Here is a 13,502-nt window from a genome sequence, read left to right as displayed (position 1 = left end):
GGGGAGAGGGTTAGAGTGCGGGGGAAAATTTACGCCGTGCCGCCCACCGTCAGATTATCCACTTTCAGCGTAGGCTGACCGACGCCCACAGGCAGGCTCTGGCCCTCTTTGCCGCAAACGCCCACGCCGTTATCCAGTTTCAGGTCGTTACCGACCATGGAAATCTGCTGCATGGCCTCAATGCCGGAGCCAATCAGGGTTGCGCCCTTCACCGCTTTGGTCACTTTGCCCTTCTCAATTAGATACGCCTCTGAGGTAGAGAAGACAAATTTGCCGGAGGTGATATCCACCTGACCGCCGCCAAAGTTTGGCGCGAAGATACCGTAATCAACGGATTCGATAATCTCCTGCGGCGTGGACTGGCCCGGCAGCATGTAAGTATTGGTCATGCGCGGCATCGGCAGATGTGCGTAGGATTCACGACGGCCGTTACCCGTCGGCGCAACGCCCATCAGGCGCGCGTTAAGCTTGTCCTGCATGTAGCCTTTCAGTACGCCGTTTTCGATCAGCACGTTGTACTGACCCGGTGTACCTTCATCGTCGATAGAAATCGAGCCGCGACGGTCGAGCATGGTGCCATCATCCACCACGGTACACAGCTCTGAGGAGACAAGCTGCCCCATCTGACCGCTGAATACGGACGTCCCGCGACGGTTGAAATCACCTTCCAGGCCGTGACCGACCGCTTCGTGCAGCAGCACTCCCGGCCAGCCTGCGCCCAGTACCACCGGCAACGTACCGGCGGGTGCAGCCACGGCAGACAGGTTGACCAGCGCCATGCGCACGGCTTCTTTTGCCCATGCATCCGCGCGGGCTTCGCCGTCAACATCACCCAGGAACCAGTCATAACCAAAACGACCGCCGCCACCGCTGGAGCCGCGCTCGCGCTTGCCGTCGTCTTCAACCTGCACGCTGATAGAGAGACGCACCAGCGGGCGAACATCCGCCGCCAGGGTACCGTCCGTCGCCGCCACCAGGATCAGTTCATAAACACCGGTCAGGCTGGCAGAGACTTCCTGCACGCGTTTATCCGCCGCGCGAGCCACTTTGTCCACGCGACGAAGGATGTCCAGCTTCTCTTCGCGGCTCATGCTTTGCAGCGGGTCGATGCTGGTATAGAGCGCAGCGTGCTGCACTTCACCCAGCGTTTTCACCCGTCCGTCGCCTGTATCGCGCACAATGGTTCGCGCCGCCTTCGCGCTCTGCTCCAGCGCGGCCAGGCTTATCTGGTCTGCATAGGCAAAACCGGTTTTTTCGCCGCTGACGGCGCGCACGCCGACGCCCTGGTCAATGTTATAAGAGCCATCTTTAATGATGCTGTCTTCTAAAACCCAGGATTCGTGATAGCTCGACTGGAAATAGAGATCGCCGTAGTCGAGGCGGCGTTCGGTCAGTTGACCAAGAATGGAGAACAGGTCCTGATGGCTCAGGCCGTTCGCTGCGAGCAAATGTTCACTTATCAGGTTCAGACTCATCTATTGCTACTCGTTCGTTGCCGCCAGTGGCGGTATAAAGATCGTATTTATTGAGAGTGAGGCAATTACCTGCCCACGTCAAATCATTGCTGTGCTTCTTTGCGCGGCTGGCGCAGCACCTCATTAATCTGTGGTTTATCAACCGGCCCGGTAATGCGATAGCGCAGAATCGAGACTTTGCTCCAGAGCGGTCCCAGCACTTTACTGGCCGCAAACACCGCCGCTCCGACGATCGGATTGACCACAAAGGCTGCCGCAACGCCCACGCTTGCGGAAATCTCCGGCGCCACTACGGCTTCCATATCCAGCTCGCGGCGCACAAGATCCACTGACCCTTTCATCGCGATATCCGCTTCCAGGCCGTCCACCAGCGTGTCGTCGGTGTGCAGAACGCCGTCTTTGATCCACGCCGTGCTGCGAATGGAATCGTAGTAGAAACCTTCGCTGAAGGTGTCGCTAAAGTCGAAGCGCAGCTTGCGCAGCAGCGCGTCAAAACTCAGCAGACGCAGGATCTGCCCGGCGCGCCCCGTGCTCACATCGGCAATCTCCCCCTTACCGAAGTGGGTTTTCAGGATGCCGTTAAGCGAAGCTTCATCGGGTGTCCATGGCGCTGCACGCCAGTGCAGATCGTAATTCACATCGAAGGACGATCCGCGAAGCGGCGTGCTAATGCCGAAGAAGTTAGCTGCGGCGTCCAGCTTGTTGCCTTTAATATCGCCTTTCAGCGAGGTGCGCTGTTCACCCGGTTTGTTCACCCATTCGCCAGCGGCAGTCATGCGGCCAAAGCCGGTATCCACCAGCCCACCAGAGAGGCTCAGCGTATTGCCCTGAATAGCAAAATCACCGTCGATACGGCCATATTTTTGCCCCCACAGCCAGCACTCCGCACAGCGCAACTGGAGATCGGGCCAGCCGCTGAAATCCACGCGCGACGTTCCACTGCCACTGACAGGAGAAGCGCTTGTCGACTGTGCTTTAGACGCCGTAAAGGTCGGATTGTAATAGAGATAACGGATAGCCGCCTGCCATGGCGCGTGATCGCGCATGGTCAACGAACCGTTAATCTCACGCCCCTGCGCCTCGACCTTTGAGCCGTTTACCGTCGGCCGGGAGACAATACTCAGGTTGTTCCACTGCTGCCCGCCCAGCGTCAGCGCAGGCGTGCGCAAGGTAATGGACTGTGGGAACTGCGCCGTTTGGTCGACGTTTTGCCCGACACCTTTCTGGAACAGTGCCAGCCACTCTGCGCCATCCATCGGCGGGAGATTCAGTTCAACGCCCGCCTGCTCCGGCAGCGGCGGCGTGGTACGGCTGTCCGTCGTCCAGATCGCTCTGTCCAGCGTCAGCTTGCGGTTAAGCAGCCAGCGGCTGTTGAAGTGGTTTGTTCCACCAGCGTTTCCGGTTAAATCGAAGCTGTTAAGGTTGCCCGCAACCTTAACATTGACGGGCAATGCTTCACCGCTTTTCTTATTCAGCGGCGCGGGAAGTTGGCTGCTGAGGTTTTTCAGATCGCCCGTAATGTCGACGTTATAGCGCGCACCGGCATGATAAGGCAGGTCGATGACGACCTTGCCATTCCATGACACCGCGCCGTCCACCGCATTCTCAATCGGCTTCGGCAGAACATCCATGCGTGACGGCTGCCAGTTCGCGTCCATATTGACCGCCACCTGGTAGGCTTTATCGCCCTCGGTGGTGGAGAAATCGATATTGACGGGTTGATTGAACCAGGTCGCTTTCAGCGGCTCACTTTTCAACGTGCCGTTAACAAAGCTGAACTGACCGCTGAGGTTGTTCAGCGTGCTGTCCAGCGGCTTGATATAGAGGCTGTTGTTATTAAGGCGAACGTCGCCTTTGGCGGTGGTCATTTCACCGTCCAGCGGGATATCCAGATGTAAGCGAGCATTCACATCGCCATCTAACTGCAACTGCTGAAGGGTGGCTGCCAGGGAGTCATTCAGCGGCGTATCTTCAAAGTACGGGCCAACCGCTTTACCCGGCCCCTTAATATCCGCATCAATCAGCAGTTTCTCTTTGGAGTAATCCGGGATGTTTGCCGTCAGGTTGCTTGCCGTTACGCCGCCCAGCGCAACGCTGTCCGTCTTCATCCACAGGCCGTCATTCAGGAAGTTGAGTTCGATATCCAGATTCTTCAGCGCTGGCCAGTCCGGCTGGAAGGCATAGGTGGCGTTGCGTAGCGGCACCAGAACCTGGAACTGGCCTTCGTTGTGCTTATACGGGAACAGGTGCGGGTTGCCGCCGTAGACCAGCGTGGCGTTATCCGCCTGGCCGCCCTGAATGGCGCCGCTGAGATAGTCCACCAGCGCTTTCCCCATCAGGTTTTCCGGGAAATAGCGCCACGCCTGTGAACCGTCATCCGTGCTGATGCCCGCTAGAATACCCAGCCACGGCTCATCGCCTTCAGGCTGCAGATAACGAAAATTACCGCGCGCATGGACCGCTTTGGCTTTCACATCGATATCGCGGCCATCGAGCTGAAAACCTTTGTCATTCTTCAGCCAGTTGAGGGTGGCATTTCCCTTTTCGATCTCCAGTGGCGCACGGAAGACCGTTTCGTACGGCATTTTTGCTTGCTGCATTTCTGCCGTCAGCCTGCCGTTTTCCACGCTTCCTTCCAGTTTACCGCTGAAGTGTTCAGCACCCGGCAGCAGTTTCCACTGTTTCCAGGCGAGATTTTTCCATGCCGCCTGAAAACGCGTCTTTTCCGTGGCCTGGAGCGGAATATCCAGCGCCAGCCGGTTTATCTGCCCGCTCGGCTGCGTCGCCAGCCAGATTTCGCCCAGCTCCGGGGAGAGTTTTGCGGCCATTGAACGCAGCCCTTCGATCGCCGTCAGATCCAGGTTACTGGCGCGGATACGCAGCTCGTCGCTGCGTTTACCGTTTATCCCGCCGACGTCCTGCTCCGGCATCCACGCCAGCGTCAGCGCGCCGCGCGGCCAGGGTTTGTTATCCATGGAGATGCGCGTATCCGGTATAGCGAACTGCCAGCCGCCTTTATCCTGCGTCACGTGTGCGGTGAGGTTATCGACGGAAAGTTGATGCTGATGGTTTTCCCCTTTCCAGCTCGCGCCCCCCTGCTTAAGCCAGATATCGCCGCTGGCGAACGTCCCGTTCGTCAGGGTCATCCAGCCTTCCAGGCTGAAGCGCGCGGTCTCCAGCTGCATGTTCTGCTGTAACCACTCACCGAGCCACGGCTTCACGTCCACGTCGTCCGCCTGTAGCCACACCCTGCCGTTGTTCAGCAGGCCATTGTCGTCACGCAGATCCATCCGCACCTGCATAACGCCGTGCTGCCCGTTCAGGCTGGAGAGATTCACCTGCCCCTCGGCGCGGTGGCGATCTTCTCCGTTTAACCAGGTCAGCTGTGGGATCGCCAGCTCAGCGCGCTGGCCGGAAAGAGTAATAAAGCTCACTTCGCTGTCGCGCAGATCGAAATGATCGAACTGCCGCAGGAACAGATCGCTGATACGGCTGGTTTCCAGCCCCCGATCGCTGTCGCCGCTTCGCAGCGGCGTGTTAGTCATCAGCTGTAGTTGCCAGAAGGTGAGATCGCGAAACTGCCAGCGCAGATGCAGCAGGCTTTGCCAGACATCCAGCGCCAGGGTGACGCGTTTGATTTTGAGGTGGCCGCCATCTTTCAGGCTGGCGCTGATATCCCGCGCATCAAGCGTCGGGCCAAAGTTCTGCCAGCTTGCCTCGATATGACTCACGTCCACCGGCAGGCCGGTGGCGGATTCGATTTTTGCCAGGATCTGCGGCCGCCAGCTGTCCAGATGCGGCAAGGCGAGACGCAGCCCGCTCACGAGCAACGCGACAATCACGACCAGCGTTGCCCCTGTAAGCAGTAAAATCCCCGGCAATCGCCTCACGCGTCTCTCCTTGTCAGCCTTAAATCTCGCAGCGAACTGCGTTTACATCATGACGACGTCAAACTGCTCCTGGTTATAGAGCGGCTCAATTTGCACTTTTACCTGTTTGCCGACAAAGATTTCCACTTCTGCCAGCGCGTGCGACTCTTCCCCTTTCAGGGCCTCCGCCACCGCAGGGGAAGCATAGACCAGAAAACGGTCTGAGTCGTAGGCATGATGGACACGGACAATCTCACGCATGATCTCGTAGCAGACCGTCTCCACCGTCTTTACCGTTCCGCGTCCATGGCAGGTTGGACACTCATTACACAGGACATGTTCCACGCTTTCGCGGGTCCGTTTCCGGGTCATTTCCACCAGACCGAGCTGCGAGAAGCCATTGATGCTGGTTTTCACGCGGTCCTTACTCAGCGCCTGCTCCAGAGAGTGCAGCACGCGACGGCGGTGATCTTCATTGTTCATATCGATAAAGTCGATGATGATAATGCCGCCCAGATTACGCAGACGAAGCTGACGCGCGATGGCCTGCGTCGCTTCTATGTTGGTGTTGAAGATGGTGTCATCGAGGTTGCGATGGCCGACAAACGCGCCGGTGTTGATGTCGACGGTGGTCATCGCTTCGGTTTGATCGATGATCAGATAGCCACCCGATTTCAGCTCAACCTTACGCTCCAGCGCACGCTGGATTTCGTTTTCAACGTCATAGAGGTCAAATATTGGCTGGCGTCCGGTGTAATGCTCCAGCAGACCCGGCATTTCCGGGATGTACTCGGCGGTGAACTCCAGTAAGGCTTCATACGTCAGACGGGAGTCCACGCGGATGCGGTCAAGCTGGGCGTCGGCGAAATCACGTAATACGCGCTGAGCGAGCGCCAGCTCACCGTACAGCCTGTAGCGGGTCTGGTTGCGTTTTTTACGCTCCATCACTTTGGTCCAGACGCGCTTCAGGTAGGCCGCATCCGAGGCCAGATCTTCTTCGCTGATCCCTTCCGCCGCGGTACGGATAATAAACCCGCCCTGCTCGTCGCAGTAGGCGCTGACCACCTTTTTCAGGCGCTCACGCTCGCTTTCGCTCTCAATACGCTGTGACACGCCGACGTGCGACGCCCCCGGCATAAAGACCAGATAGCGTGAAGGCAGGGTGATGTCGGTGGTCAGACGCGCGCCTTTGGTGCCAAGCGGATCTTTTACCACCTGTACCATCAGATCCTGGCCCTGACGCACCAGCTCAGAGATGTCGCGCACGGCAAACTGCTTTTGCTCTTCGCCTGCCACACATTCGGTGTGCGGCATGATATCGGAGGCATGTAAAAACGCCGCCTTATCGAGCCCAATATCTACAAAAGCCGCCTGCATACCCGGCAGGACACGACTGACACGACCTTTGTAGATATTGCCTACGATTCCGCGTCGCGCTTCACGCTCAATATGAATTTCCTGGAGAATGCCACCATCAATGTAGGCCACACGGGTTTCCGATGGCGTTACGTTTACCAACAATTCAGCCGTCATAATTATCCCTTCCCTCACGCAGTGAGTTAAAATTGCTCAGCAACTCATACGTTTCCACCAGCGGTAAGCCGACTACGGCGTGATAGCTGCCATTTATCTTCCTGACAAAACAGCCACCCAACCCTTGAATACCGTATGCACCTGCTTTATCCATAGGTTCACCGCTGGCGATATAGCCGGCGATCTCCTCGTCGGTGAGGACTCTGAACGTCACTTCCGTTACCACAAGGCAATCCAGAACGTACTGGCTATCTGCCAGCGCTACCGCCGTCATCACCTGATGGGTTTGTCCGGACATATTACGCAGCATCCGCGCCGCATGGTCTGCGTCGCGGGGTTTCTCAAGCACCTCACCATTGAGAATAACGATGGTATCCGCACCCAGCACCGGTAAGTCACGCGGCACGCATGCCACGCCCGCCTGCGCTTTTTCACGCGCCAGACGAGAGACATACTGCTGAGCGCTTTCACCCTCAGCACGTTTTTCTTCGATACCGGTAACGATGCGTTCGAAGGAGACACCCAACTGCGCGAGCAGTTCCTGGCGACGCGGAGAACCGGAGGCAAGATACAAAGACGTCATAGAAACCTTTTATTGCACGGCAAACTGCTGGCGAATTTTACGCATCAGCAGGAACAGCCACGGCCAGAGCACACCGTTTACTACACTACTCCAGAACACTTCCGGTCGGAAAGAGACGTTGATCACTAAAAACTCTGCCCAGAAAACAACGATATCCGCAGCGAGCGACAACAACATCACTACCAGCGCCTGTTGCCAGAGCGCAAGGTTACGAAAGAGCTGGAATTTGAGTGCGACGAGATACGCAATAATGCTCATGGATAAGGCGCGGACGCCAAGCGTAGAGCCACTGATAAGATCCAGTATGGCACCCATCACAAAACCTGTGCCGACATTTACGCGGTGCGGCAGGGCAAGGATCCAGTAGAGCAAAATGAGCAATACCCAGTTTGGCCGGAAAACAAGAATGTCGTCCGGCCAGGGCATAATTTGCAGCAACAGTGCAACGAGGAATGAGAGCCAGATTACCCAGCGCCCCTGGCTACGATAACTGGCCACTACTGCCCTCCACCCGAGACTTGCGGCGGTGGGGGCGCATCCGGCAGCGGCTGCGTTAACCCCGTCGCCGGAGCCGGTACGGGTGCAGGTGGTCCCATCGCATCCGGCGCAGGCAGCACCTGCGGCATCATCTGCATCAGGCGTTCGTTGGCCACGCGATGCACATCTTCCGGTGTCATCGGGTTAGCGCCGTTACGATCGGCGCCCCACAGCAGCAACAGGTAGCGCAAACGCTGCAAGCCGGCCGTTGGACGCGCCTGAATCACGGTGTAGGCACGCTGAGTGTCGAGCTTCACGGAAGAGACAACCGCAACCGGGTAGCCCTCAGGGAAACGACCGCCCAGACCGGACGTCACCAGCACGTCGCCCACGCGGATATCCGTGTTGGCAGGCAGGTGTTCCAGTTGCAGATCGTCCGTGCAGCCATTACCGGCGGCAATCACGCGAATATCGTTACGCAGCACCTGAATCGGCAGTGCATGGGTGGCATCGCAAATCAGCAACACGCGGCTGGTCAGTTTGGCAACCGCCACAACCTGGCCCACGACGCCCTTATCGCTGATGACAGGCTGACCTTCGTATACGCCGTTCACGCTGCCTTTATCAATCACCACCTGATCGCTGTACGGATCGTTTACGGTGGAGATCACCTGGGTGACCATTTTCTGTTCATCCTGGCGCAGCGGCGAGCCAAGCAGTTCGCGCAGACGGGCGTTTTCCTGCTTATATTGCCCCAGCATCAGCAGCTCGCTATTTTTCAGCAGCAGTTCCTGGCGTAACGCACGGTTTTCGAGTTCGAGCTGGTCACGCGATGAGAGCGTTTGCGACACGGAGTCGAGCAGTTCACGGGGACCATTTGAAATAAAGTAGAAAGGACTGACGGCGGTATCCATGTACGTTCGGATCTGGCTGAACGTACCGAGGCGGCTATCGGCAATAATGACCCCGAGCGCAACCAGAACCGCCAGGATCAGGCGAAACTGTAGCGACGGGCCACGGCTAAAAATTGGCTTCATAGGCTATGCGTATTCTCGCGTCAGAGAGAAAGGGTAGCGAATTGCTACCCTCTCACACCCGACTACTCTTCGCTAAACAAGTCGCCGCCGTGCATGTCGATCATTTCCAGCGCCTTGCCACCACCACGGGCGACGCAAGTCAGTGGATCTTCTGCAACTACGACAGGAATACCTGTCTCTTCCATTAACAGGCGGTCGAGGTTACGCAGCAGCGCACCACCACCGGTCAGAACCATACCGCGCTCGGAGATATCGGAAGCCAGCTCTGGCGGGCACTGTTCCAGCGCAACCATCACCGCGCTCACTATGCCGGTCAGCGGCTCCTGCAACGCTTCCAGGATTTCGTTGGAGTTCAGGGTGAATCCGCGTGGCACGCCTTCAGCCAGGTTACGACCGCGAACTTCGATCTCGCGTACTTCATCACCCGGATAGGCAGAACCGATTTCATGCTTGATGCGCTCTGCGGTTGCTTCACCGATCAGAGAGCCGTAGTTACGGCGAACGTAATTGATGATGGCTTCGTCGAAACGGTCGCCGCCGATACGCACGGAAGAGGAGTACACCACACCGTTCAGGGAGATAACGGCCACTTCAGTGGTACCGCCACCGATATCCACCACCATAGAACCGGTAGCCTCAGAAACCGGCAGACCCGCACCAATTGCCGCAGCCATCGGTTCTTCAATCAGGAACACTTCACGCGCACCGGCGCCCTGAGCGGATTCACGGATCGCACGGCGTTCAACCTGGGTTGCGCCAACCGGCACACACACCAGCACGCGCGGGCTTGGGCGCATGAAGCTGTTGCTGTGAACCTGCTTGATGAAGTGCTGAAGCATTTTTTCGGTCACGAAGAAGTCAGCAATAACGCCGTCTTTCATAGGGCGGATCGCGGCGATGTTGCCCGGCGTACGGCCCAGCATCTGCTTCGCATCATGACCTACTGCGGCCACGCTTTTTGGCGAGCCGGCACGATCCTGACGAATGGCCACAACGGAAGGCTCATTCAATACGATGCCTTGTCCTTTTACATAAATAAGGGTATTCGCGGTACCCAGGTCAATGGACAGGTCATTGGAAAACATGCCACGAAATTTTTTCAACATACTAAGGGATAATCCTGAAAGCTGGGGCGGAAAACAAAATCCGCTTACTTTACCAACCACACGCAGCAGCGACAAGGCGCAAAAATCGTCTGCTACGGTGAAAATTAGTGCAGCACGTTTCCTTTGTTACAAATTCATCCCCTGAATCCCTCAGGGCTGAGTAAACAGCAGCGTCCCTCACTTTCACTTGTAACCCACTAAAGGTCGTTCACTGGCTTTTATGCTCGTCTTACTCAAAGCTACAGGCGCGATATTCTACGTGAAAACAAAGTAAACGGCAGGTCAAACAGAGTATCTTTGCAAATATTTTTTCACATTGGTGTCAAGCGGCTGAGAGGCGGCAAAAAAATCCCCCTGACCGCCCGTCACGCCGCGCTCTGTCAACATCTGCCATTCACTACGTGAACGTACGCCTGTGGCAAATACTTGCGTTTGCGTTCCTTTGCACGCTTCCACCAGGCTTTGTACCAGCAGCTGGTTTTCCGTGCGTTTTTCAATATTCCTTACCAGACCCGGATGCAGCTTCAATAATTCAACATCCAGCTCTTTGATCCAGCGGGTGCTCACCAGCGTCAAACCCGCCTGGGTTACCGCCACGCGAGCCCCAAGCGCATTGATTAAACGCACTACCGGGCGCAACCGGCTGATGTGTTGACCTACATCTGCCTCTGCAAGTTCAAAAATAATGCGTTTGCGTTGCGATTTTTCGCATTGCATTAACGTGTCACGTAACCAGCGCTGGAAACGCGGACGGATCAGCGATTCGACGGTCACCTGTAAAGCCAGATTTTCTTCAGGCCAGTACGATAAAAACGGAATGAGACGGGTGATTTGCTGACGGTCATACTCTTCGGACAATCCGAATTGCAACACCATGGGCAGATATTCCGCGGAGATAACCTCTTCTGTGCCATCAAAAATACGGCACATCAGCTCACGATGATGAACATGACCATTCTTCATGACCGCCGGTTTTTGATAGATGCGCGGTCCGCCCCGGCTAAGCATCTGTTCAATCAGGGTTCGCCAGCGCACGTTGCCGCGCCCTTTCTCCGGCAGCGTATCATCATAGACTGCCCAGCCGTTCGCCCCCTGCAATACGGCGTTACGCGTGGCCGCTTCCGCATGTTCCATCACCTGCTCCGTCGACTGACCGCCGCGCCAGGCACAGATGCCCATATGCACCATATCGTCTCTGTCGAGCATTTTGCTCTGGGGCAGCGCATCGACGGCTTTCAGCAGCTGGCTGGCGATACTCTCGGACTCCTTTAAGGTGCGATGCGGCAGCAAGACGGCAAAGTCGCTGCGGTGGTAGCGTGCCAGTAACGCGCCGGGGTAGCGCATAATAAAGGTGGACAGCAGGTTAATCAGCGTAAAGAGGTTCTCTTCCGCCACGCGCTGACCCCAGGTATCACGGAGCAGATCGAAGTCGGGCAGGCGAATCATCATTACCACGCCATGCGTACCCACCTTTTCGGGGTCATCAAGAAGGGTAGCCAGCTGATTATCAAAGAAAAGACGGTTGTTGAGGCCCGTTTTGTTATCCTGCGCGGCGTAAGAGCGAATCAATGTGTCCATACGGCTACGCTGATCGCTGGCAAACTGGATTTCGGAGAGCAACACGTCCAGGGCGCTACTGGTGCGTGATGGCCATTCATAAACCGATCCCCGCACCTGTGGACCCCGTTCGCCATTCAGTATCCGCACGGAGCGTGTTTCCAGCAGCTCCTGGCCGGAAAGTTGACGACGCTGCCAGCGAACGGCGAGGAAAATCAGCAGTACGATAAAGGCAACGGCGATGGTTAAGGGCGCGGTGGTCATAAGCGAGCGTAAATAGTTGCTCATCGGATCCTGGTACATCAGATGAATTGTCATACCCGGATGTTTAAGTGAATTAACCGTGACGTCCCGATACTGATCTACCGTGCCGGCAGGACGATAGCTGCCCTGGCGGGTATGGCTGAAAACGGTCTGCTTCCCCTGTTTAATGTCGATCTGCACGATATCCACAGGCACCATTAACTCATCCAGCTCACGCGAAAGTGCCGGGAAGGAGGTTGCAATCAGGCGAGTGTCGATAACCGATGCAACCGATTCAACCCGGTTAACCAGCTTATCCTGGATGGCATTGTAAAAGCTCAGCGAGCAGCCGATTAGCGTGACAAATATGGTCAGCCCCGTCAGCAAGGTGATAAAAGCTGAGAACTTCGTCGTTAATCGCATCCTTGAGATTACTCCGTGGGTTGAAGGGGGGTGCAAGTGAGCACTAACTTGCATTTCAAATGCGGCATACTACCAAACCTGGCGTATCTGGCAATTTATTGCGTTAAATCGGCACTGCGTTTCATTGAGCGAGTATAGTCATCAGAACATATTTTCCCATCATCAAACCTAGTGAGGACCCAGTATGCAGGCTTTGATCTTAGAACAGCAGGACGGCAAAACCGTTGCCTCAGTGCAAGCCATCGAGGAGAGCCGCCTGCCGGAGGGCGACGTGACCGTAGATATCGACTGGTCCAGCCTGAACTATAAGGATGCGCTGGCCATTACGGGAAAAGGTAAAATCATCCGAAATTTCCCGATGGTGCCAGGAATCGACTTTGCAGGCCGCGTACATACCAGTGAAGATCCACGTTTTCACGCCGGACAGCAGGTGCTGCTCACCGGCTGGGGCGTAGGTGAAAACCACTGGGGCGGACTGGCAGCGCAGGCGCGCGTAAAAGGTGACTGGCTGGTCCCGATGCCGAAAGGCCTGGACGGTCGTAAGGCGATGATCATCGGCACGGCAGGTTTCACCGCCATGCTGTGCGTGATGGCGCTGGAAGAGGCCGGGATCCGCCCTGACTCTGGCGAAATTGTCGTCACCGGCGCCAGCGGCGGCGTGGGCAGCACGGCCGTCACGCTGCTGCACAAGCTGGGGTATCAGGTCGCTGCCGTCTCAGGCCGCGAAAGTACGCATGATTATCTACGTCAATTGGGCGCAAGCCGTATTCTGAGCCGCGACGAATTCGCCGAGACCCGCCCGCTGGAAAAACAGGTCTGGGCTGGCGCAGTAGATACCGTCGGCGACAAAGTGCTGGCGAAGGTGCTGGCGCAAATGAATTACGGCGGCTGCGTGGCGGCCTGTGGTCTGGCGGGCGGTTTTGCCCTGCCGACGACGGTGATGCCATTTATTCTGCGTAACGTGCGTCTTCAGGGTGTCGATTCGGTCATGACCCCAGCCGAGCGGCGAGCTGAGGCCTGGGAACGTCTGGTGCAGGATCTGCCAGCCTCATTCTTTGACCAGAGCGCCACTGAGATTACCCTGAGCCAGGCACCAGAGTTCGCCAGTAAAATCATGGACAATCAGTTCCACGGTCGTGCGCTGGTTAAAATCGCCTAATCTTCAAATTTTCGTGACATATTCGCGCTAACCCTCCTCC

At 56.7% G+C, this 13,502-nt stretch carries 9 protein-coding genes; 1 reads left to right on the top strand and 8 read right to left on the bottom strand.

From position 1 onward, the window contains the following. Nucleotides 1-29: 29 nt before the first annotated feature. From tldD to csrD, 8 genes are all read right to left on the bottom strand, one after another. On the bottom strand, nucleotides 30-1,475 hold the full coding sequence (gene tldD, locus ACOTX5_RS00145; protein WP_045911919.1) for a metalloprotease TldD: 1,446 nt from the start codon (nucleotides 1,473-1,475) through the stop codon (nucleotides 30-32). Between the two features lie 83 nt (nucleotides 1,476-1,558). Then, nucleotides 1,559-5,365 carry an AsmA2 domain-containing protein YhdP gene (gene yhdP, locus ACOTX5_RS00140; protein WP_045911920.1) on the bottom strand — a complete coding sequence of 1,269 codons (3,807 nt, stop codon included), beginning with the start codon at nucleotides 5,363-5,365 and terminating at the stop codon, nucleotides 1,559-1,561. Between the two features lie 42 nt (nucleotides 5,366-5,407). Beyond that, on the bottom strand, nucleotides 5,408-6,877 hold the full coding sequence (rng, locus tag ACOTX5_RS00135) for a ribonuclease G (protein ID WP_003860405.1): 1,470 nt from the start codon (nucleotides 6,875-6,877) through the stop codon (nucleotides 5,408-5,410). Next, a complete protein-coding gene (locus tag ACOTX5_RS00130) occupies nucleotides 6,867-7,460 on the bottom strand; it encodes a Maf family protein (RefSeq protein ID WP_003860403.1) in 594 nt (197 codons plus the stop codon). Before ACOTX5_RS00130 ends, rng begins: the two co-directional genes overlap by 11 nt. A 9-nt stretch (nucleotides 7,461-7,469) precedes the next feature. Continuing rightward, nucleotides 7,470-7,958, bottom strand: coding sequence for a rod shape-determining protein MreD (mreD, locus tag ACOTX5_RS00125; RefSeq protein ID WP_003860402.1), 489 nt, complete (start codon nucleotides 7,956-7,958; stop codon nucleotides 7,470-7,472). Further along, the gene (mreC, locus tag ACOTX5_RS00120) at nucleotides 7,958-8,974 is read right to left on the bottom strand and encodes a rod shape-determining protein MreC (RefSeq protein ID WP_003860400.1); all 1,017 of its coding nucleotides are present in this window, start codon (nucleotides 8,972-8,974) and stop codon (nucleotides 7,958-7,960) included. The genes mreD and mreC overlap by 1 nt, the downstream gene beginning before the upstream one ends. Nucleotides 8,975-9,036: 62 nt before the next feature. Further along, the gene (gene mreB / locus ACOTX5_RS00115) at nucleotides 9,037-10,080 is read right to left on the bottom strand and encodes a rod shape-determining protein MreB (protein WP_000913396.1); all 1,044 of its coding nucleotides are present in this window, start codon (nucleotides 10,078-10,080) and stop codon (nucleotides 9,037-9,039) included. Between the two features lie 282 nt (nucleotides 10,081-10,362). Further along, the gene (csrD, locus tag ACOTX5_RS00110; protein WP_032669091.1) at nucleotides 10,363-12,303 is read right to left on the bottom strand and encodes an RNase E specificity factor CsrD; all 1,941 of its coding nucleotides are present in this window, start codon (nucleotides 12,301-12,303) and stop codon (nucleotides 10,363-10,365) included. Between the two features lie 184 nt (nucleotides 12,304-12,487). On the opposite strand from csrD, the gene ACOTX5_RS00105 reads away from it, so the two are divergent. Next, nucleotides 12,488-13,462: an MDR family oxidoreductase gene (locus tag ACOTX5_RS00105; protein ID WP_017382706.1), complete on the top strand. Its 975-nt coding sequence runs from the start codon at nucleotides 12,488-12,490 to the stop codon at nucleotides 13,460-13,462. The last annotated feature ends 40 nt before the right edge of the window (nucleotides 13,463-13,502 follow it).

Source organism: Enterobacter cloacae complex sp. IR5441 (assembly GCF_049238215.1).
Taxonomy (GTDB): Bacteria; Pseudomonadota; Gammaproteobacteria; order Enterobacterales; family Enterobacteriaceae; genus Enterobacter; species Enterobacter hormaechei_C.
Note: the sequence above shows the minus strand (reverse complement) of the source record. Positions and strands in the feature narration are given on the sequence as shown.